The sequence below is a fragment of the Eisenbergiella porci genome (assembly GCF_009696275.1).
GTDB lineage: Bacteria > Bacillota > Clostridia > Lachnospirales > Lachnospiraceae > Eisenbergiella > Eisenbergiella porci.
In genome coordinates this window covers 22,516-42,911 of record NZ_VUMI01000016.1, presented here as the reverse complement: position 1 = coordinate 42,911, position 20,396 = coordinate 22,516, and the positions used below count along the sequence as shown (strand labels likewise).

Below are 20,396 nucleotides of genomic sequence, written 5' to 3'. Positions count from 1 at the left end.
AGGAAGCTTTTGAAACGAAATATTATCTCCGTTTTTCTTATTCTGTTCTGCTTTATCCTCCAGTCCAGCGTGCTGCCTGCCGTTGCGTTCAGCGGTATCAAGCCGAACCTGCTTATCATACTGGTAGCGGCCTACGGTTTTATGAACGGTGAAAAAAACGGAGTGCTGATTGGCTTTTTCTGCGGCCTTCTTGCAGACATTTTCAGCGGGAATGTAATAGGCCTTTATGCGCTGCTTTATATGCTGACCGGCTACGTCAACGGCACCTTCCAGAGGATGTTTTATCCGGAGGATATCAAGCTGCCGTTGATTCTGATTTTAGTAAGTGATATCGGCTATAATTTCGTATGCTATTGTCTGCTGTTCCTGTTGAGGGGACGGCTTGAACTGGGGTATTATTTCCTGCATGTGATACTGCCGGAAGCCGTATATACGATAGTGATAGCCTTTGCGGTATATCCGCTGCTTCTGCTGATACATAAAAGGCTGGAAGCCGTGGAAAAAAGGAGTATGGAATAATTGTTTGAGAGATTCAGAGACAACTTTTTTAACTTTATAAACTCCAGGCTGATTGTACTGACTCTTGTTGTGCTTCTTATGGGCGGCGTTCTGATTCACAGGGTTTTCGTCCTGCAGATCGTCAACGGGGAAAATTACCTGAACGAATTTTCCCTGAAGATCAAAAAGGAACGCTCCATTCCCAGCTCCCGGGGTAAGATTTTCGATCGGAACGGCAAGCTTCTTGCCTACAATGATCTTGCTTACTCCGTGACCATAGAGGATGTGTATGAATCAGATAAGAACAAAAACAAAAATCTGAATGCCACGCTGCTGGAAACCATCCACATTATTGAAGGCAACGGGGACAGCGTTATCAGTGATTTTAACATTTTTTTAGATAAAAACGGGGAGTATGCCTTCAGCGTGTCGGATACGAAGCTGCTTCGTTTCCTGGCGGATATTTACGGACATGCTTCCATTGACAGCCTGAAGGAAAAGGAAAAAAATGCCACGCCTCAGGATGTGATAGATTTTATGGCCACCAATTATGGTATCGGCGAACGGACGGATCCGGATGACAGAACTACCTTTGTACCCGGAAAAGGCTATACGAAGGAAGAGGTATTGAAGCTTGTCATTATCCGCTATGCCATGAGTGCCAACAGCTTCCAGAAATACATACCCACAACCATTGCCACGGATGTGAGCGAGAAAACGGTAGCGGCGGTCAAGGAGAACAATGATGCGCTGCTGGGGATTGATATTGCGGAGGATACCATAAGACGGTATGTGGACGGCACCTATTTTTCCCATATAATCGGCTATACCGGAAAGATTTCCTCAGAGGAGCTTAAGAGCCTGAATGAAGAAACGAGTCAGGGCGGGGATGATGAGGGACGGTATGAAATGAATGATACCGTAGGGAAATCCGGAATTGAAAAGGTGATGGAAACCTATCTGCAGGGTGAGAAGGGCCGGGAAACCATTTACGTGGATAACCTTGGCAAGGAAATTGATTCGGAGGGACGGGTGGAGCCTGTCGCCGGAAATGATGTTTATCTCTCCCTGGATGCCGATCTCCAGGAGGCTATATATAATATCCTGGAGCAGAGCATTGCCGGCCTGCTTCTTGAAAAAATTGAAAATATCAAGGAATTCAATCTGGCGCCCAATGCAAAGACCTCCGGTATAAGGATTCCGATAGATGATGTATATTTTGCACTGTTCAATAACAATGTAATCAATCTGGACCATCTGGCCTCTCCTCAGGCAGAGGAAAACGAAAAAGCGGTCTATGAGGCCTTCCGCCAGAAGAAGGAAAAGGTATGGAACTGGCTGACACAGGAACTGTATCAGGACAGGACTCCTTATAATCAGCTGAAGGAAGAGTATCAGAGCTATGAAAGCTATATCGTAACCAATCTTCTTATTAATGATACCAGGGTTCTGAAGGTGGATACTTCCGATGAGGTTTACAGGACATGGACGGAAGAGGAAACGATTTCCCTGAGTGAATTCCTGGAATATGCCATTGCCCAGAACTGGGTGGACGTGAGCCGTCTGGATATGGATATGCAGTATGCGGATTCTTCTGAGGTTTTCGACCGCCTGGCGGAATATATCAGCCAGGAGCTGGAAAAGACATCCTTTTATAAAAAATTGTATAAATATATGATCCGGGATAATTCAATCAGCGGGAAACAGGTATGCCTGGTACTGATTGAGCAGCAGATTGTTTCTGTTTCTGAGGAACAGCGCGCGGCCCTGGAAAATGGCAGTGTTTCCGCATATCAGTTTATGCGGAAGCTAATTGAAAACCTGCAGATTACGCCTGCACAGCTGGCGCTTGATCCTTTTTCAGGCTCCTGCGTTGTGGTGGATCCCAATACCGGCGAGGTGCTGGCGCTTGTCAGCTATCCCAGCTATGATAATAATAAGCTGGCAAACGGCATTGATGCGGAGTATTATGCGTCGCTTCAGAATGATTTGTCCCTGCCTTTGTGGGACTATGCGACGCAGATGCGCTCGGCGCCAGGGTCTACCTATAAAATGGTGGTTGCTTCCGCCGCGCTTATGGATGGTATCATCAATCTGTCCAGCACGGTAGACTGTGTGGGAACCTTTACACGGTACTCTGATATTGTCATGAGATGCTGGAACAGATCCGGCCACGGCAATCTGAACGTAACCGAGGCAATCACGCATTCCTGCAACTATTTCTTCTATGAAATGGGCTACCGTTTTGGCCAGTCAGGAGATCCGGAGAGCGGTACAGACTTCAATCTGGCGAATGAACGGATGCGTGAGTATGCGGATCTTTACGGGTTGACGGAAAAATCCGGCATCGAAATTGAAGAATCCGCACCCCAGTTTTCCCTTGTCAACCCTTCCCAGTCCGCTATCGGGCAGGGCGAGCATAACTACACTACCGTAGGGCTTGCCAGATATGTGGCGACAGTTGCCAACAGCGGTACCTGTTATAACCTGAGCCTGCTTGATAAAGTAACGGATCGAAGCGGAAACCTGCTGAAAGACTTTTCACCGGAAGTACGCAATACCATAGAAATGCCGACCTCCTACTGGGATGCCATTCACCGCGGTATGCGCGGTGTGGTGGAGGCCAAAAAGTATTTTGTTGATTCAGGCATCATTGCCGCCGGTAAGACAGGTACGGCTGAGGAAAGCAAGACACGGCCGCCGCATGCCTTATTCGTGGGCTATGCGCCCTTTGACAAACCGGAAATCGCCCTCGCCACCAGAATCGGAAACGGTTATTCCTCCGATTATGCGGCGCAGATTTCCTGTAAGGTAATGCAGTACTACTTTAACCCGGAAAAGGAAGAAGAAATTATCAGCGGCACCGCAAACCATCTTGAGGCGGTTACCTCTGCAGGAGACTGATAACCGATGCGTGCCGGAACACACTGACGGGAGCAGGATTGAAGTTTTCAATTCCCTTAAGCAAAGGTGTGCAAGGGCACACAGACGGGAGTAAGCGATGAAAAATGCCGTAATTGTTAAAAGCTTTCAGAACGGGCTTATCCTGTATCTGGACAAAGAAATAGAATTCGAAGAGCTGCTGGAAGAGGTGGCGGCAAAATTTAAGGAATCGGAGCGCTTCTTCAAGGATGCCGCCGTGGCGGTATCCTTTGTGGGACGCAGCCTGACTCTGGAAGAGGAAACCAGGCTGGTGGAAGCCATTATGGACAATTCCAGCCTGAACATCACCTGCATTGTAGGCAGGGATGAAGAAACCGAGAGGTTTTATGCCAGGGCCCTGGAGTGCGTCGGAAGAAAGAAGGCGCAGGAGGAATCTGCCGGGCAGTTCTACCGGGGAACCCTGAGGAAGGGACAGATTCTGGAAACCGAATCAAGCATAATAGTTCTGGGAGATGTCAATCCGGGATCCAGCGTGATTTCGGCCGGAGACATCGTCGTACTGGGAAGCCTGCGCGGCAATGCCTATGCGGGCGGCAGCGGACGATCGGAGCATTATGTGGCAGCGCTTGAAATGGCCCCGCAAAAAATTAAAATCGGGGATTTCAAATATATTACCAATGAAAAAAGTAAATGGGCCTTCGGGTCCAAAAGGGAGGAACGGACAGACGGGAATCCCGGAGGAATACAGCCGCAGATGGCTTATGTGGAAAATAACAGCATAATCCTGAAACCAATTACGAATGAATTACTGAACGCCCGCTGAAAAAGGGACGCTCAGGGGACAAATATTTCTCACCGGAGGTATTTGCATGAGTGAAGTAATTGTTGTTACGTCAGGAAAAGGCGGTGTGGGCAAAACGACCACGTCCGCAAACGTAGGGACCGGCCTGGCTGCCATGGGCAAAAAAGTCGTTCTGATAGATACCGATATAGGTCTTCGGAATCTGGATGTGGTCATGGGGCTGGAAAACCGGATCGTATACAATCTGGTGGATGTGGTTGAAGGCAACTGCCGTGTAAAGCAGGCATTAATCAAGGACAAGCGCTACAGCAGCCTGTATCTGCTTCCTTCCGCCCAGACCAGGGACAAAACATCCGTCAATGAAAGCCAGATGATCAAACTGATTGAGCATCTGAAAAGCCAGTTTGATTACATCATTCTTGACTGTCCGGCAGGCATTGAACAGGGCTTTAAGAATGCCATAGCCGGCGCGGACCATGCGCTTGTTGTCACTACGCCGGAGGTTTCCGCCATCCGCGATGCGGATCGCATCGTCGGCCTGCTGGAAGCCCATGAATTTTCAAAAATCGACCTGGTCATCAACCGTATGCGCTTTGATATGGTGAGAAGAGGAGATATGATGACGCCTGATGACGTGGTTGACATACTCTCCATTCCACTTATTGGTATTGTGCCGGACGATGAAAATGTGGTTATTGCCACCAACCAGGGCGAACCGCTTGTAGGGAACAACACGCTGGCAGGACAAGCCTATCAGAATATCTGCCTCAGAGTCCTGGGAAAGGAAGTGCCATTCCTGGATCTGGAACATCCGGTCTCCTTGTGGGCAAGGTTTACCGGAATATTTCATAAGAGTCAGGAGGGGCGGATATCATGAGATTACCTAATTTATTCAAAAAGAAGAGTTCCAGGGAAATTGCAAAGGACAGGCTTAAAATCCTTCTTATCTCAGACCGGGCCGGCTGTTCGCCTGAAATGCTGGATATGATTAAACAGGATATCGCCAAGGTTATTTCCAAGTACATGAAAATAGACACAAACAATATGGAAATCCAAATCAGTAAATCCACCATCCGGGGCAGAGGCAAAAACCCGACCCTGTATGCGGACATTCCAATCCTGGATCTCCATAACTAGCTCGGATACACTGTCTGCCGTACATTTCCGGTGCGGCGGACCGGAGGAAAGAATGCTGAAAAGATACAAACTAAGAAATTACGACTTTAAACTGATTCTGCTGGTGCTTGCCATATCCATAATCGGTATTATGGCTGTGGGAAGCGCTAAGGAATCTCTGCAGAGCAAGCAGATTGCCGGTGTGGCGATGGGAATTGTCCTCATGATATTCATTTCATTGATTGACTATTCCCAGCTGCTTCGGCTATACTGGTTCTATTATATTTTTTCCATAAGTATACTGGTTGCGGTTTTGATATGGGGAGAAAAGGTGAACGGCGCCAGGCGGTGGATCGATATTCCGCATCTGTTTCAGTTCCAACCGTCAGAAATTGCAAAAATTTTATTGATTTTATTCTATGCACAGTTTATTATGAAATATAAGGAGAAGTTTAATACATTTAAAATACTTCTCTTGTGTGTGGTGTTGATGCTGCCGGCTATTATTCTTGTATACAAAGAGCCTAACCTGTCCACGACAATTCTGTACTGCATTATTTTCTGCGTACTGATGTTTGTGGGCGGCCTTAATTACAAAATAATAGGAGGAGTTTTAGCTGTGGTTGTGCCGTCTCTGGCGATCGCTTTTTATCTGGTGATGCAGCCCGGACAGCAGCTGATTGAGAATTATCAGCTGACCCGTATCCTGGCATGGCTGAATCCGGAGAAATATGCGGATGCCGAGGCCTATCAGCAGCTCAATTCGGTGATGGCTATAGGTTCGGGCCAATTATGGGGGAAAGGCCTGAATAACAATGTAATAGCGTCAGTAAAGAACGGCAATTTCATTTCAGAACCTGAGACAGACTTTATTTTTGCCGTAATCGGGGAAGAGATGGGGTTCGTGGGCGCCTGTATTGTGATTGTACTGCTCATGCTTATCGCATTGGAATGCATTTCCATTGCCAGAACAGCCAAGGACACCTCCGGAATGATAATTGCTTCCGGTATGGCCGCGGTGATAGGCTTCCAGAGCTTTATGAATATCGCGGTAACCACAATGATTATGCCGAATACAGGAATTCCGCTTCCCTTTGTCAGCAACGGTATGACGTCTCTGCTGAGTCTGTTTATAGGAATGGGATTCGTACTGAACGTTCGATTACAGAGAAAAAATTTATACTAGTATAGGAGAAGGTTGCTATGAATATTGCATTGATTGCGCATGACGCAAAGAAAAAGCTTATGCAGAACTTCTGCATTGCTTACAGAGGAATTTTGACTAAAAACGAGCTTTTTGCTACGGGTACGACAGGAAGGCTGATTGAAGAAGTGACCAATCTGAACGTCCACAAGTTTCTTGCCGGGCATTTGGGAGGCGAACAGCAGATAGGGGCACAGATTGAACACAATGAAATCGATCTTGTAATTTTCCTCCGGGATCCGCTGACACCCAAGTCCCATGAACCGGATGTCAATAATGTGGTGCGCTTGTGTGATATCCATAATATTCCGCTTGCTACCAATCTTGCAACTGCAGAACTGTTAATCAAATCACTTGACAGAGGGGATTTGGAATGGCGTGAAATGTACAAGTAATCTGAAGAAGAAATTCCTTGCCAGGGCAGCCTGTGTCTGTTTGCTGTTTTCAGTGTCCGCCGGGACGCTTGGCGGCTGCGGCAATAAGGAAATACCCTTTGCCTATAACCCCAATTATGAGGTATCCAGCTATCGGGTTGTAAATGAAGTATCCAGCGTTGTTGCTTCTTCCTTTGCAGAGAACCTCTGTGTGGTGAACAGTGATGTGGGAACCGACAACCAGGCTGTTGACATGACGGAAGCCACGTCAGCCGGACTTTTTGATCTTAACAGCAATAAAGTCATGTATGCCAAGAATATTCACGAAAGGCTCCAGCCGGCCAGCCTGACCAAAATTATGACTGCGCTGGTTGCGCTTAAGTACGGCAATCCGGACGATTTAATCACGGTAACCGATGAAGCGGCCATTACGGAATCTGGCGCTGCCCTTTGTGGCTTGAAGACGGGAGATCAGCTGACCCTGAACCAGGCGCTGCATGCCCTGCTCATCCATTCCGCCAACGATGCCGCAGCAGCCATTGCTGTTCATATCGGAGGGAGCCTGGACGGCTTTGCGGAGCTGATGAACCAGGAAGCACTGGCAATCGGAGCGACAAACAGCCATTTTGTGAATCCTCACGGACTGACTGAGGACAATCATTATGTTACGGCATATGATTTGTATCTGATATTTAATGAAGCATTAAAGAATGACCTGATAAACGAAATCATTCATATGACCAGTTATGAAACGGTTTTTATGGACAAGGACGGCAAGTCCAAAACCTTTTCCTTTACGACAACCAATCAGTACCTGAAAGGGACTTACAAAGCGCCGGAGCAGGTCACTGTTATCGGAGGAAAGACGGGAACGACCAGCGCGGCCGGAAACTGCCTGATCCTTCTCTCCAAGGACACCTCAGGGAATCCTTATATTTCCGTAATTCTACATTCTTCGGACAGGGCTGTTCTCTATACGGAGATGACAGAGCTTTTAAATGTAATTAATTAAAAAGGTTGTTTTTTAATCAGATATCAACTATAATAATATCATATTTAAAAGGCGTGTAAGAATCGCCAATTTACTTTAGGAGGGATTACAATGGTTCAGTTAATCGTAGGCAAGAAGGGGAAAGGCAAGACAAAACAATTATTGGATAAAGTAAACACCGAAGTAAAAGAAGTCTCCGGAAATATTGTCTATCTGGACAAAAGTACGAAGCATATGTTTGAACTGAATAACAAGGTAAGGCTGATTGATGTTTGTGAATTCATGGTGGAGAACAGCTCCGAATTTATCGGTTTTATCTGCGGTATCATTTCCCAGGACCGTGACCTTGAAAAGATGTTTTTAGACAGCTTCCTGAAGATCGCCTGTCTGGGTGATGATGGTGATATCCTTCCGGTAGTTGAAAAGTTGGAAAAAGTCAGTGAAAGTTTTGGCGTTGATTTCGTTCTCAGTGTTTCTAAGGACGAGCAGGAATTGCCCGAAAGCCTGAAATCGAAGATTATTGTATCTCTTTAAAATAAAGGATAAAAGCCTCGGATGCTTTCCGGGGCTTTTTTAAACGGATTGTTGCCGCAGGAAGGCACCAGCGGAAGCAGCTGGAGGCACCGGCGGAGAAAATGAAAAAAGTGACCCGGAGGAATGTGGATTGGCTGGCAGGAATAACGGTAAAATCAGACAATACAGGAAACCGCTGAATATTAATCTGGGGATAATTATCTTTAGTGTTATTTTCATCTATATTGTTATCTGCGTTTTCCTTTACTTTACGGATAAACATATTATGGGGTACGAGGTAAAGACGGGTTCTCTTTCCGTCGGCAATGTATATCAGGGAATCGCGCTCAGACAGGAAACCATTGTCATGAGCACTGATTCTGGATACATAAATTACTATGCGAGGGAAGGGGAAAGAGTCGGTTCCGGCAAGCTGGTGTGCAGCATCGATGAAAGCGGCCAGCTCAAGGAGCTGTTCGATGCCAATAAGGCGGATGATACGCAGCTGTCTGACAGCGATCTTTCCGATATCCGGAGTGAAATTACAGGCTATATGAACGGCTTTGACAGGAAACAGTTTTCCGGGGTATATGATTTCAAATACTCTCTGGAGGGTACGGCGCTGAAGCTTGCCAACATCAATGTGCTGCAGGATCTGCAGTCGCTGAATTCTTCCGCCTCTTCCCTGATAACGCTCTGCAGCGCGCCGGTTTCCGGCATTGTGGTTTATTCCACTGATGGCTTCGAGGCGATTTCGGCGGATCAGATTACCGCTGATATGTTTGACAGGGAGAAGTATGAGAAGAAGCAGCTGATAAATAATGACCTTGTGGCGGCGGGAGATGCGCTGTACAAGCTCTCCACGGATGAAAACTGGTCTATTGTCATCCAGATGGATGCGGAGCGTGCGCAGGAGCTTCTGGAGGAAGACTATGTACAGGTACGTTTCCTGAAAAACCAGTTCAGTTCCTGGGCCAAAGTGAATGTGCTCAATAATGCGGACGGGAATACTTACGTAAAGCTTGACTTCAATAATTCCATGATAACCTTCTGTGCGGACCGCTTTATTGATATTGAACTGGTTACCAAAGAGGAACAGGGGCTGAAGGTGCCCAATTCCGCCATAGCGGAAAAGGAATTTTTCCTCATCCCCAAGGATTATGTAACCAAAGGAAATAACAATGAAAACGGGGTTTTGAAGGAAACCTATACGGAAAACGGGGAAGTTACGACAGAGTTTATTGCCACCTCCATTTATTATGAAACGGATGATGATTACTACATCGACAATTCTATCCTGGAGCTGGGCAACAATCTGGTGAAGCCCGATTCCACGGACAAGTATACCATATCCCGCAGCGCTACGCTGATCGGGGTTTATAATATCAACAAGGGTTATGCCGATTTCAAGGAAATACAGATCCTGTCCCAGAATGATGAATACGCGATAATCAAATCCAATACGACCTATGGACTGAGCGCTTATGATCGGATTGTGCTGGATGCGGAAACGGTGAACGGGGACGAATTTATCAATGACTGACGTTAGCTGAAAGGAGAGGCATATGATTAAGGAGAATCTGAACAGAGTACAGGAGAACATCAGGAATGCCTGTGACAGGGCGGGACGGAAGGAAGATGAGGTCACCCTGATTGCGGTCAGCAAAACCAAGCCGGTTTCCATGCTGGAGGAGGCCTATGCGCTGGGTGTCCGGGATTTCGGGGAAAACAAAGTACAGGAGCTGGTAGACAAGGCAGGGCAGCTGCCAGAGGATATCCGCTGGCATATGATTGGCCATCTGCAAAGGAATAAGGTAAAGTATATAATTGACAAGGTATACCTGATTCACAGTGTTGATTCTCTGCGGCTGGCGGAGGAAATCAGCAAGGAAGCGGTAAAGCACGGCGTTACGGCGAACATATTGATCGAGGTGAATGTGGCAGGCGAGGAAAGCAAGTTTGGCGTTTCGCCGGAGGATACGCCCGGGCTTATTGAGGAGATTTCCAGGCTGCCTGCAATACAGGTGCGCGGGCTTATGACGATAGCGCCTTTTGTCGAAAAAGCTGAAGATAGCAGGATAATTTTCAATGCATTACTAAAGTTATATGTTGACATAAGTAGAAAAAACATTGATAATGTACATATGGATTTTCTTTCAATGGGGATGACTGGGGATTATGAGGTGGCAGTAGAAGAGGGTGCCACCTTTGTACGCGTGGGTACGGGAATATTTGGTGAAAGATCCTACCGGATAACGGAATAGCTGTCCGGCAGTAATCATAAAGGAGATTGAGCACGATGGGTGTAATGGACAAGTTCTTGAGCTATATGAGACTGAATGGTGAAGATGATTATGATGATTACGACGAAGATGATTATGATGATTACGATGAACCTGTAGAGAAAATCTCGAAACTGACACCTAAGACGAAATCGGAGCCTGTTCAGGATGAGGAGAAGATCCGGAAGGTATCACCCAAGGTAACACCCATGCGGCAGCCCCACAAAACCGCAGGCAACGGGATGGAAGTATGTGTGATTAAGCCTACAACCATAGAAGACGCCAGAGAAATTACAGAAACACTCCTTGCAAACCGTACCGTAGTATTGAATCTGGAAGGGCTGGATGTGGACATTGCCCAGCGGATCATTGATTTTACATCGGGCTCCTGCTTTGCAATCAGCGGCAATCTTCAGAAGATTTCACATTACATATTTATAATCACGCCGGCCAGCGTGGACATTTCCGGGGACTTCCAGGAGATTTTCAGCGGTTCGGTGGATGTACCTGGATTTTCCAGTTAAGCCAGCGTAAGTTCAGTTTGTCAGCGTCGTCGCGAGGCGGCGCTTTTTTGAGGGCATAGAGACGTATTTTCAGAGATAATAAAGATAAAGGCGAGGTGGCATGATGGCAGAAAAAATGACGGTTTCTTATCAGAAGAAGCCCTGCTACGATATTGTGTTTGAGAGGAGTTTTGAAGGGCTTGCAGCGCAGCTGCAGGAGCTGCAGTGCGAGGACAGAAAGCTTTGCATCGTAACGGACTCCAATGTAGGGCCGCTGTATGCGGATGCGGTGCGTGAGGCAGTTGCCCCTGTATGTGCCGGAGTTGATATTTTTACATTTCCGGCAGGGGAGGAAAATAAGAACCTGGATACGGTAAAGCTTCTGTATTCCTTCCTGATAGAGAGGCATTATTCAAGAAAGGACTGGCTTGTTGCGCTGGGAGGAGGGGTAACCGGGGACTTAACGGGCTTTGCGGCAGCTACCTATCTGCGCGGCATTGATTTTATCCAGATCCCGACCACACTGCTTTCCCAGGTGGACAGCAGCATCGGCGGAAAAACAGGCGTTGATTTTGAACAGTATAAGAATATGGTGGGCGCGTTCCATATGCCCAGGCTGGTATATATGAATCTTGCAACATTGGCGACGCTGGAGCCGCGTCAGTATTACAGCGGTTTCGCAGAGGCCATGAAGTCCGGCCTCATCAGGGATGCCAGATATTATGAATGGCTGGTTTCCAACATGTATGAAATCTGTGACAGAGATCCTGATACGGTGGAGGAGATGGTTCGCCGCAGCTGCGACATCAAGCGTAAAATTGTAGAGAATGATCCCACAGAAAAGGGAGAGCGTGCGCTCCTGAATCTGGGACATACTATCGGCCATGCGGTGGAAAAGGCCAAAAACTTTACATTGACCCATGGGGAATGCGTGGCGCTGGGCTGTGTGGCCGCCGCGTTCATTTCCTGGAAGAAGGAGATGCTTCCCATGGAGGAATATTATGAAATCAGGGATATGTTCGTGCCCTTTAACCTGCCCATTTCTGCTGATGATTTGGACCGTGAGGAGATTTTGGAGCTTACGAAGTCGGATAAGAAAATGGAAGCGGGACATATTAAATTTGTCCTCCTTCAGAAAATCGGAAAAGCCGTGCTGGATACCATTGTAACCGAGGAGGAAATCCTGGCGGCGATAGACGAAATTAATTTTACGGAAGAGGATGCAAATGAATAAGATGAAAAAATTCTGGCTGCCGGATCTCCTGATTGTCCTGGCGGGCATTCTGCTGGATCAGTTTACCAAGTATCTGGCGGTCATATATTTGAAAGGGCAGGAAGCTGTTTCCCTGATTCCCGGCGTATTGGAACTGAGATATCTGGAAAACCGCGGCGCAGCCTTTGGTATGATGCAGGGGGGAAAAATATTTTTCCTGATCATCACGCCGATTATTCTGGCGCTGGTGGTTTATGCGATGTATAAAATGCCGTCTGTCGGCAAATACCGGATACTGCATATCCTGCTTGCCTGTGTGGCTGTTGGCGCCGTGGGCAACATGATAGACCGTATCAGGCTGGACTACGTGGTGGATTTCATCTATATCAGCCTGATAGATTTTCCGATCTTTAATGTGGCTGATATGTTTGTATCCATTGCCTGTGTGGTGGGCGCAGTCCTGATTTTGTTCAGCAATAAATATAAGGACGATGATTTCAGCTTCCTGTCATGGAAGAAGAAGGATAAAGAATAGACGGGGGAAGTGGAATGCCGGATCTGTTTCGGTTTCAGGTAACAGAAGAGTATGAAGAGGAAAGAATCGATAAGTATATGTCCATACTTATCGATTCTTTGTCGCGTTCCTTTATTCAGAAAATGATGAAGGAAGATAAGGTGCTGGTGAATGGAAAACCGGTGAAGGCCAATTACCGGCTGAAAACGGAGGATGAAATCTGCTTTGAGCTTCCGGAAGCGGTAGAACCGGATATTGAGCCGGAAAATATACCGCTGGACATCCTTTATGAGGATGCTGATGTGCTGGTGGTGAACAAGCCGAAGGGAATGGTCGTCCATCCGGCGGCAGGCCATTACAGCGGTACGCTGGTTAATGCGCTGATGTATCATTGTAAGGGCAGCCTTTCGGGAATTAACGGCTGTCTGCGCCCGGGAATCGTGCACCGGATTGATATGGATACCACAGGCAGCCTGATTGTCTGCAAAAATGACATTGCCCATGCCTCCATAGCCGCGCAGCTGAAGGAGCATTCCATTGTACGGCGCTACAGGGCAATTGTGTGGGGCGTAATAAAGGAAGAGGAAGGCTGCGTGGATATGCCGATAGGAAGGCATCCTTCTGATAGGAAAAAAATGGCGGCAGGAGTCCGGAATGGGAAAGAGGCTGTCACACATTATCGTGTTCTGGAGCGTTTCCGTAGCTATACCTATATCGAATGCAGGCTGGAAACCGGACGGACGCACCAAATTAGAGTGCATATGGATTCCATCGGGCACCCTATTCTGGGAGATCCGGTTTATGGGAACAGGAAATGCCCTTTTCAGCTTCAGGGACAGACCCTGCATGCCATGACCCTGGGCTTTATCCATCCGGTGACCGGAGAATATGTGGAAACCACTGCGCCCTTGCCCGGATATTTTCAGCATCTGCTGGACACTCTCCCAAAATAAATTTTTTGGGAGAAGCGGGAAATAAGCCTCATTTTTAGCGTGTATCGTGCTGAAAACTAAATTTTTTATAAAATAAGTAAAGACTTTGTTAAAATTTGTGCTTCAAAGTGTTGAATTATGGAATAAATTGTGCTAAATTATAAATAGTCCGTCAGCCCTTTACCGCATCATAGCGGTAAAGCGGAAGAAGGCACAATCATATAACCACGATATAAGGGGTATCAACATGGAGATGGCACAATATCTTGACCGTTTACTGCTCAGGTATTCGGGCACGTTTGATATATATAAACCATACTTCATAGATGGCAAGGAGTACCCGGCTTACGGGTACTTTTTTTCACATCTGGAGAAGTATGTACTGGTACGGGAAGCCAATTTATGGGCTTCGGACAGTTATGAGCACATTCTGTTCATCACAGCGGATAAAATTACGGAAGAGCATGTGAAGGAAGCGCAGGATGTGATTCAGAACTATATGGAGCCGAAGCTGGTGAGAAAGGGCGCCAGGGTGCCGGAGAAGGATCATATGTACAGCTTCCTGACGGTGATTCTGCTCAGCCAGTACCCGCCCGACAGGAATACGCTGAAAAGCGTAAAGAGATATTCCTTTGATAAGGGATACAGGTTCAACCTCAGAGGCTTCAGTACAGGGCATATGGCATTGGTCAGCATGGAGGATCGCAAGATCACATGCAACCGCGCAGCAGCGAAGAAGGTAAAGCTGCTGAAGGAGATATTTGAGGAGGTTGACGCAGGAAAGCCCGGCTTTGACGAGCTTTGTGAAAAGAAGGATGTGAAGCCCTTTTCACAGAAAGGCCGTACCGGCGATGGAGAACGGGAGCCGGAGGACGGGGAAAAACAAGGGTTATAGGACAGACGCCGGCAGGTTTCGGAGTTTCCCGGGCCGCGGTTCTGTTTTTTATAACGTCACACAAGCCAAAATTTTTTAACAAACAGGAGGGATTTAGTGTGAGTGCAATTGTTCTTATTTTACTTGCTATTGTCATTTTTGTCGTAGCATACAATACATACGGCAAATATCTGGCAAAGGCGTGGGGCTTAAGCTCCCAGAATGAAACACCGGCCCATACCATGGAAGACGGTGTGGACTATGTTCCGGCGAAGACACCGATTCTGCTGGGCCACCATTTTTCATCCATCGCCGGCGCCGGTCCTATCAACGGACCTATCCAGGCGGCTCTGTTCGGCTGGGTTCCGGTATTTTTATGGATTGTTATCGGCGGTATTTTCTTCGGGGCTGTTTTGGACTTCGGCTCCATCTTCGTATCCATCCGTCATCAGGGAAAATCCCTGGGAGAGGTTATTGAGGAGAACATCGGCCATCGCTGCAAGGTGCTTTTCACCGTTTTTGCATGGCTTGTACTGCTGCTGGTTATCGCTGCATTTGCGGATATCGTAGCCGCCAGCTTTACCTGCGGCGAAGGTGTAACCGGGATATTCCCCGGTGCGGTTGAGGGTACTGCCAATGGTTCCGTAGCCATGGCATCCATCCTTTTCATTCCGCTGGCAATTATTTTCGGCGTACTGGTTTACAGAAAGAATGCGCCGCTGATTGTTTCCACCATTGTAGGCGTGGTTCTGCTTGCTATCTGCATCGGAATCGGCCTTGTATGCCCGATTAACCTTCCCAAGAGCTTCTGGATTGGTTTTGTATTTATTTACATCTGTATTGCGTCCGTTACGCCTGTATGGATTCTGCTCCAGCCGAGAGATTATCTGAACAGTTTCCTGCTGTATTTTATGATGGTCGCGGCAATTGTGGGAATTATCGGAGCGCATCCTACAATTGTAACTCCCGCTTATGTGGGCTTCAAGGTAGGAAGCAGCTATCTGTTCCCCGTACTGTTCATCACCGTGGCCTGCGGCGCCGTATCCGGCTTCCATTCCCTAATTGGTTCCGGTACGACCTCAAAGCAGCTGGATCATGAACAGGACGCGCTGGCAATCGGATATGGTTCCATGTTAATCGAATGCGTTCTGGCAGTTATTTCCCTGATCGCTATCGGTACGCTTTCTGCGGACGGTTCCATCCCTGCGGATATGGCATCACCTACTGTAGTATTTGCATCCGCCGTCAAGGGCTTTTTCGTAAAAATGGGCTTCAATGCCACTGCGGCTCAGGCAACTTATACCATCATCGCCCTGGCGGTGTCCGCATTTGCCCTGACTTCACTGGATACCGGTACGAGATTGGGACGTTTCATGTTCCAGGAGCTGTTCGCCGGAAACGGGGAAAAGAAGAACGTGCTCAGCAATATGTATGTGGCTACCATTATTACCGCTTTCTTCGGCTTCGTACTGTGCCTGGCAGGCTATCAGAATGTATGGCCGCTGTTCGGCGCCTGTAACCAGCTGGTTGCCGTACCTGCATTCCTTGCCATTGCGGTATATCTGGCTAAGACCAACAAGCCTAACCGGATGCTGTATTTCCCTATGGTATTCATGCTCGTTGCGTGTATTTCTTCCCTGATCCTTTCCTTTAAGAACAATGTTGTGAAGCTGATGGGCGGCACAGGCACTGTTATTAAGGAAGGCCTTCAGTGTGTAGTTATCATACCTATCGTTATTCTTGCTGTTATTCTCGTTGTAGAAGGCGGCAAGGTGCTCATCGATTATGAAAAAATGAAAAAACATTAAAGAAACGGCACGATTGGAATTAGGAAAACAGAATAATATGTGCTGAAATGGCGGAAACTCCGCGGTTGTGACAGACCGGGGAGTTTTTGCTTTTTATCATTGAATTTTTATCAGTTTTTCTTTATAATAGTATTTATAAAAGGTAGCTTGCTTACCTTGAACAAGGAGGTAGTTGTATGAATACAATCATAACAATAGGCCGTCAGTTTGGCTCAGGCGGACGTGAAATCGGCGAGAAGGTAGCAGAATATTTTGGCATCAAATGCTTAGATAAGGAGCTTCTGACAAGGGCAGCCAAGGAAAGCGGCTTTTGTGAGGAGATGATTAAGAGCCACGATGAGAGACCTACCAACTCCTTCCTCTATAACCTGGTAATGGATACTTATTCCTTCGGTTATAATGCGTCATCCTTTATGGATATGCCCATCAGCCATAAGGTATTTCTTGCCCAGTTTGATACCATTAAGAAAGCGGCGGAAGAGGGACCCTGCGTTATTGTAGGACGCTGTGCCGATTATGCGCTGCATGATTTCAAGAACTGCATCAATCTTTTCATCTATGGCGATGAGGAGACCAAGGTTAAGCGTATTATGGGCAAGTACAGCCTGACCGAAGACAAAGCAAAAGACATGATAGTTAAGAAGGATAAACAGCGTCAGAGCTATTATAATTATTATTCCTCCAAGAAATGGGGCCGTGCCGACAGCTATGATTTCTGCCTGAACAGCTCAGTGCTGGGTGTGGAGGGGACTGTGAAGCTGATCATCCAGATTATTGAAGACTTTGAGAATCAGAATAATCCGGGCGCCAAAGCCTGACGGGATGCACCGGCAGACCGGCTAATGTATGCAGGATTAAAAGCTATAATTAATGAAAGATTAACAGGAGGAAAGCAGAATTCCCGGGAAGGATGCTTTCCTTTTTGCCTGAAAAGGGGAAACAGGGAATATGCCGAACAGGATTCTTATTATTGATGATGATAAAGATTTGTGCAGGCTGCTTCAGTAAAGCCTCCGCCAGATGTCTGCTGAGGCCGATGTCTGCTACAGCGGAAATGTAGGAATCTCATTCATGCAGAAAAGTTTTGGCTGCCTGCAAGGAGGGCGCCATGCTGGCCGGGACCGCGGCTGCCTTCGTTTACGGATTCCTGGCCTCCATTGATTGGAAGCCGATGAATTATTATCCTGTTAAGGCGGTTATGATTCTGCTAAGGCCGGAATATGGGGATAAATATGACTGGCTGCATTATTCCAGGCCAATTGCAGCTGCGGTCATTGCTGCGGTGTTCCTGGCGTCATTTGTTCTGATAAAAAGGATGAAGCCGGCTGAAAGGAAAAACAGGGCATCGAAGGCGAGCAGAAAAAGAGGATGGTAGGGGAGCTGTCCGGATTTTCCGGGGCTGCTGCGGCAGAGGAAAAGGCAGCGGACCGGCTGAAAGGAACGTACCAGGATAAAGGAACGTGCCAGGATAAAGGAACGTGCCAGGATAAAAGACTGTGCCAAGATAAAGTACTGTGACTTGTAACGCGGATTCCGGCATGTTATAATCACCCATGGATGAAAATGGGAGCGCACGCTTTTATACAGACGGAAAAGAGGGATATTTATGGTACCGGTTCTGGCCAGAATGTCAGTGGTCATTAAAGCACAGTATGAAACCTCCGTGATGACGGGGAACTATGAAATGGGTTACGTCTGCGGCCTGTTGTGCCGGCTGGCGGGCATTACGCCGCCTCCCCTGGAAACGCCGCTTAAGCTGCAGGAGAAGATGATGGCGGCCCTGGAAGGCTACAACGCCGCGGATGAGCGGGAAAAGAACGTCATCCGGATGTTGAAGTATTATAAACCAGATGATAACATGGACGACCAGGTAAAGGAACTGTTTTCGATGGGACTGGAAGAAAACAGGCCCTGGCAAAGATAAGACAAAACGTTCTGCAGGGCAGTATCCGCCCCGCCGGGCGGAGGAGAATGCTAATGACAAAGAAAAAAATATTGCTGCTTACCACCGGAGGCACCATTGCCTCCCACAAAACAGAGCATGGACTGGCGCCGGCGCTGACCGCGGAGGAAATTCTGGAATTTCTGCCTTTTATGGATAATGTGTGCAGCCTGGAGGCGCAGAATCTGTTTGGCATAGACAGCACCAATATGACCTGTGGGCACTGGATGCAGATCGCACATGCCATAGAGGAAAATTATGAAGCCTTTGACAGCTTCGTAGTCTGTCACGGCACAGATACCATGGCCTATACGGCGGCGGCGCTTTCCTATATGATACAGAACTCCGCGAAGCCCATTGTGCTCACCGGCTCCCAAAGGCCTCTGGAAATGGAGATTTCCGATGCCAGAATGAACCTGCGGGACAGTATCGCCTATGCTCTTGATGATGCGTCCAGCGGGGTGAGCCTTGTGTTCGGAGGAAAAATCATTGCCGGCACCCGTGCAAAAAAAGTGAAAACCATGAGCTATAACGCTTTTGCCAGCATCAATTATCCGGAGCTTGCCGTGATGCGTGATGAACATCTGGTCCGCTACATTGAACCGAAGCCGTTTACAGAACCGGTTTCCTTCTGCCATGAGCTTAATCCCCGGGTATTTCTGCTGAAGCTGACGCCGGGCATGTCCCCGGTCATCCTGAAAGATATTTTCAGCCAGTATGACGGAATCATTGTGGAAAGCTTTGGCGTGGGAGGTATCCCGGACAGCCTGCTTCATGAATTTGTCAGGCTGATGGAAGAGTACGGCTCCAGCAAGGCTGTGGTCATGACCACGCAGGTCACATATGAGGGAAGCAATATTGGCGTTTATGAGGTGGGCAAAAGGGTACAGGAGCAGTTCCCGCTGCTGGAAGCCTACGATATGAACCTGGAAGCGGTCCTCACAAAGCTCATGTGGATACTGGGGCAGAGACCCGGCAGCTTTGAAGCTGTCAGGGAGCTTTTCTACAAAACTGTGAACTACGATATTTACCGTTAAATTTTTCAGAAAAAATATACAGCTCTGTGAATATTTTCCATTCCTCCTTCATATACTTCTTAGTAAGAACAAAACATAACAGGAGGACAACCATGCCGAGAGGAAGAAAAAACAAATCTCTGGATGAAAGAATCCAGGACACGCAGCAGAGTATTTACAATCTGGAAGTAAGGACCCAGGAGCTTTATGAAGAACTGGAAGAGCTTCTGCGACAGAAAAAGAATGAAGAGCTTGAAAAACTATCGGTTGCCCTGGAAGAAGCTGGTGTTTCCGTTGATGAAGTTCTGGCGCAGCTGAAAACAGACGTCCAGGAAAACATCGCCTGAAGCTTTGGACAGCAGCTTATCCGAAAAGGAGAGCAGAGTGTTTTGCCAAAAAGCAGAGCCTCTGTTCTTTTTTGTTTAAAAGAATTAAATTCTTTTAGAGATTTTATGAAAATTTAATAAAGGATTTAAAAATTAGGAGCAAGAAAGAATTGCATCAAATGAATATCCATCATATAATAAAAATTAGCGCACTAAGAAAGGAGGACGGAAATGAGTGTATTAGGAAATCTTTTATGGTTTTTCTGCGGTGGTTTTTTCAGTGCACTGGGCTGGTTTCTGGCCGGAATTCTCTGGAGTATTACCATCATCGGGCTTCCGGTCGGAAAGCAGTGCTTCAAATTTGCGGCCCTGGCGGCATGGCCCTTCGGCAAGGAGATAGTTTGCGGAGGCGGCGCAGGCTCGCTGATTCTGAATATCATCTGGATGATTATTACAGGCATTCCCATGGCTCTTGAGTCGGTAATACTGGGCGTGCTGCTTTGCATTACCATTATCGGGATACCTTTCGGCCTGCAGCATTTCAAAATGGCCAAACTGGCTTTGATGCCCTTTGGCGCGCAGATAATTTATACATAATATACAGG

Annotated in this window: 23 protein-coding genes; all 23 read left to right on the top strand. The window is 47.3% G+C overall.

Going from position 1 to position 20,396, the window contains the following annotated elements; genetic code table 11:
• Positions 1-9 precede the first annotated feature (9 nt).
• The 23 genes from mreD (at position 10) to FYJ45_RS11445 (ending at position 20,388) form a co-directional block, all read left to right on the top strand.
• Positions 10-519, top strand: a complete 510-nt coding sequence (gene mreD / locus FYJ45_RS11555) for a rod shape-determining protein MreD (protein ID WP_154464704.1) — start codon at positions 10-12, stop codon at positions 517-519.
• A complete protein-coding gene (locus FYJ45_RS11550) occupies positions 520-3,402 on the top strand; it encodes a penicillin-binding transpeptidase domain-containing protein (protein WP_154464703.1) in 2,883 nt (960 codons plus the stop codon).
• 97 nt (positions 3,403-3,499) lie between these two features.
• On the top strand, positions 3,500-4,204 hold the full coding sequence (locus FYJ45_RS11545; RefSeq protein ID WP_154464702.1) for a septum site-determining protein MinC: 705 nt from the start codon (positions 3,500-3,502) through the stop codon (positions 4,202-4,204).
• Positions 4,205-4,250: 46 nt separating this feature from the next.
• A complete protein-coding gene (gene minD, locus FYJ45_RS11540; protein WP_021633898.1) occupies positions 4,251-5,060 on the top strand; it encodes a septum site-determining protein MinD in 810 nt (269 codons plus the stop codon).
• Positions 5,057-5,320 carry a cell division topological specificity factor MinE gene (minE, locus tag FYJ45_RS11535; protein ID WP_021633899.1) on the top strand — a complete coding sequence of 88 codons (264 nt, stop codon included), beginning with the start codon at positions 5,057-5,059 and terminating at the stop codon, positions 5,318-5,320. Before minD ends, minE begins: the two co-directional genes overlap by 4 nt.
• Positions 5,321-5,372: 52 nt before the next feature.
• Positions 5,373-6,485 (top strand): FtsW/RodA/SpoVE family cell cycle protein, encoded by a 1,113-nt coding sequence (locus FYJ45_RS11530; RefSeq protein WP_021633900.1) that lies wholly within the window; start codon positions 5,373-5,375, stop codon positions 6,483-6,485.
• Positions 6,486-6,502: 17 nt separating this feature from the next.
• Complete coding sequence (locus tag FYJ45_RS11525) at positions 6,503-6,898, top strand: methylglyoxal synthase (RefSeq protein WP_021633901.1); 396 nt, start codon at positions 6,503-6,505, stop codon at positions 6,896-6,898.
• Positions 6,882-7,889 (top strand): D-alanyl-D-alanine carboxypeptidase family protein, encoded by a 1,008-nt coding sequence (locus FYJ45_RS11520; RefSeq protein WP_276891571.1) that lies wholly within the window; start codon positions 6,882-6,884, stop codon positions 7,887-7,889. The genes FYJ45_RS11525 and FYJ45_RS11520 overlap by 17 nt, the downstream gene beginning before the upstream one ends.
• A gap of 90 nt (positions 7,890-7,979) precedes the next feature.
• Positions 7,980-8,402: a twitching motility protein PilT gene (locus FYJ45_RS11515; RefSeq protein ID WP_154464700.1), complete on the top strand. Its 423-nt coding sequence runs from the start codon at positions 7,980-7,982 to the stop codon at positions 8,400-8,402.
• A gap of 130 nt (positions 8,403-8,532) precedes the next feature.
• Positions 8,533-9,924, top strand: coding sequence for an HlyD family efflux transporter periplasmic adaptor subunit (locus FYJ45_RS11510; RefSeq protein WP_154464699.1), 1,392 nt, complete (start codon positions 8,533-8,535; stop codon positions 9,922-9,924).
• A 22-nt stretch (positions 9,925-9,946) separates the two neighbouring features.
• Positions 9,947-10,645: a YggS family pyridoxal phosphate-dependent enzyme gene (locus tag FYJ45_RS11505; RefSeq protein ID WP_154464698.1), complete on the top strand. Its 699-nt coding sequence runs from the start codon at positions 9,947-9,949 to the stop codon at positions 10,643-10,645.
• 35 nt (positions 10,646-10,680) lie between these two features.
• The gene (locus FYJ45_RS11500; RefSeq protein ID WP_021633906.1) at positions 10,681-11,187 is read left to right on the top strand and encodes a cell division protein SepF; all 507 of its coding nucleotides are present in this window, start codon (positions 10,681-10,683) and stop codon (positions 11,185-11,187) included.
• 103 nt (positions 11,188-11,290) lie between these two features.
• Complete coding sequence (gene aroB / locus FYJ45_RS11495; RefSeq protein WP_154464750.1) at positions 11,291-12,400, top strand: 3-dehydroquinate synthase; 1,110 nt, start codon at positions 11,291-11,293, stop codon at positions 12,398-12,400.
• Positions 12,393-12,914 (top strand): signal peptidase II, encoded by a 522-nt coding sequence (lspA, locus tag FYJ45_RS11490; protein WP_035320607.1) that lies wholly within the window; start codon positions 12,393-12,395, stop codon positions 12,912-12,914. Before aroB ends, lspA begins: the two co-directional genes overlap by 8 nt.
• A gap of 14 nt (positions 12,915-12,928) precedes the next feature.
• Positions 12,929-13,846, top strand: coding sequence for an RluA family pseudouridine synthase (locus FYJ45_RS11485; protein WP_154464697.1), 918 nt, complete (start codon positions 12,929-12,931; stop codon positions 13,844-13,846).
• 226 nt (positions 13,847-14,072) lie between these two features.
• A complete protein-coding gene (locus FYJ45_RS11480) occupies positions 14,073-14,720 on the top strand; it encodes a hypothetical protein (RefSeq protein WP_021633910.1) in 648 nt (215 codons plus the stop codon).
• Between the two features lie 98 nt (positions 14,721-14,818).
• On the top strand, positions 14,819-16,507 hold the full coding sequence (locus FYJ45_RS11475; RefSeq protein ID WP_276891576.1) for a carbon starvation CstA family protein: 1,689 nt from the start codon (positions 14,819-14,821) through the stop codon (positions 16,505-16,507).
• Between the two features lie 176 nt (positions 16,508-16,683).
• Positions 16,684-17,325, top strand: a complete 642-nt coding sequence (locus FYJ45_RS11470) for a cytidylate kinase-like family protein (protein ID WP_154464695.1) — start codon at positions 16,684-16,686, stop codon at positions 17,323-17,325.
• A gap of 290 nt (positions 17,326-17,615) precedes the next feature.
• On the top strand, positions 17,616-17,882 hold the full coding sequence (locus FYJ45_RS11465) for a hypothetical protein (RefSeq protein WP_154464694.1): 267 nt from the start codon (positions 17,616-17,618) through the stop codon (positions 17,880-17,882).
• Between the two features lie 231 nt (positions 17,883-18,113).
• Entirely contained in the window at positions 18,114-18,431 is a 318-nt protein-coding gene (locus FYJ45_RS11460; RefSeq protein WP_154464693.1) for a DUF3837 domain-containing protein, read from the top strand.
• A gap of 53 nt (positions 18,432-18,484) precedes the next feature.
• Positions 18,485-19,486 carry an asparaginase gene (locus FYJ45_RS11455; RefSeq protein WP_154464692.1) on the top strand — a complete coding sequence of 334 codons (1,002 nt, stop codon included), beginning with the start codon at positions 18,485-18,487 and terminating at the stop codon, positions 19,484-19,486.
• Between the two features lie 92 nt (positions 19,487-19,578).
• Complete coding sequence (locus tag FYJ45_RS11450) at positions 19,579-19,812, top strand: hypothetical protein (protein WP_154464691.1); 234 nt, start codon at positions 19,579-19,581, stop codon at positions 19,810-19,812.
• Between the two features lie 210 nt (positions 19,813-20,022).
• Positions 20,023-20,388, top strand: coding sequence for a YccF domain-containing protein (locus FYJ45_RS11445; protein ID WP_154464690.1), 366 nt, complete (start codon positions 20,023-20,025; stop codon positions 20,386-20,388).
• Positions 20,389-20,396 lie beyond the last annotated feature (8 nt).

What these genes read in the sequence shown, in the direction of transcription:
- FYJ45_RS11545 (WP_154464702.1), top strand. Translation starts at nt 3,500, where the DNA reads ATGAAAAATGCCGTAATTGTTAAAAGCTTTCAGAACGGGCTTATCCTG.
- minD (WP_021633898.1), top strand. Translation starts at nt 4,251, where the DNA reads ATGAGTGAAGTAATTGTTGTTACGTCAGGAAAAGGCGGTGTGGGCAAA.
- minE (WP_021633899.1), top strand. Translation starts at nt 5,057, where the DNA reads ATGAGATTACCTAATTTATTCAAAAAGAAGAGTTCCAGGGAAATTGCA.
- FYJ45_RS11530 (WP_021633900.1), top strand. Translation starts at nt 5,373, where the DNA reads ATGCTGAAAAGATACAAACTAAGAAATTACGACTTTAAACTGATTCTG.
- FYJ45_RS11525 (WP_021633901.1), top strand. Translation starts at nt 6,503, where the DNA reads ATGAATATTGCATTGATTGCGCATGACGCAAAGAAAAAGCTTATGCAG.
- FYJ45_RS11515 (WP_154464700.1), top strand. Translation starts at nt 7,980, where the DNA reads ATGGTTCAGTTAATCGTAGGCAAGAAGGGGAAAGGCAAGACAAAACAA.
- FYJ45_RS11505 (WP_154464698.1), top strand. Translation starts at nt 9,947, where the DNA reads ATGATTAAGGAGAATCTGAACAGAGTACAGGAGAACATCAGGAATGCC.
- FYJ45_RS11500 (WP_021633906.1), top strand. Translation starts at nt 10,681, where the DNA reads ATGGGTGTAATGGACAAGTTCTTGAGCTATATGAGACTGAATGGTGAA.
- aroB (WP_154464750.1), top strand. Translation starts at nt 11,291, where the DNA reads ATGGCAGAAAAAATGACGGTTTCTTATCAGAAGAAGCCCTGCTACGAT.
- lspA (WP_035320607.1), top strand. Translation starts at nt 12,393, where the DNA reads ATGAATAAGATGAAAAAATTCTGGCTGCCGGATCTCCTGATTGTCCTG.
- FYJ45_RS11485 (WP_154464697.1), top strand. Translation starts at nt 12,929, where the DNA reads ATGCCGGATCTGTTTCGGTTTCAGGTAACAGAAGAGTATGAAGAGGAA.
- FYJ45_RS11480 (WP_021633910.1), top strand. Translation starts at nt 14,073, where the DNA reads ATGGAGATGGCACAATATCTTGACCGTTTACTGCTCAGGTATTCGGGC.
- FYJ45_RS11470 (WP_154464695.1), top strand. Translation starts at nt 16,684, where the DNA reads ATGAATACAATCATAACAATAGGCCGTCAGTTTGGCTCAGGCGGACGT.
- FYJ45_RS11465 (WP_154464694.1), top strand. Translation starts at nt 17,616, where the DNA reads ATGCTGGCCGGGACCGCGGCTGCCTTCGTTTACGGATTCCTGGCCTCC.
- FYJ45_RS11460 (WP_154464693.1), top strand. Translation starts at nt 18,114, where the DNA reads ATGGTACCGGTTCTGGCCAGAATGTCAGTGGTCATTAAAGCACAGTAT.
- FYJ45_RS11455 (WP_154464692.1), top strand. Translation starts at nt 18,485, where the DNA reads ATGACAAAGAAAAAAATATTGCTGCTTACCACCGGAGGCACCATTGCC.
- FYJ45_RS11450 (WP_154464691.1), top strand. Translation starts at nt 19,579, where the DNA reads ATGCCGAGAGGAAGAAAAAACAAATCTCTGGATGAAAGAATCCAGGAC.
- FYJ45_RS11445 (WP_154464690.1), top strand. Translation starts at nt 20,023, where the DNA reads ATGAGTGTATTAGGAAATCTTTTATGGTTTTTCTGCGGTGGTTTTTTC.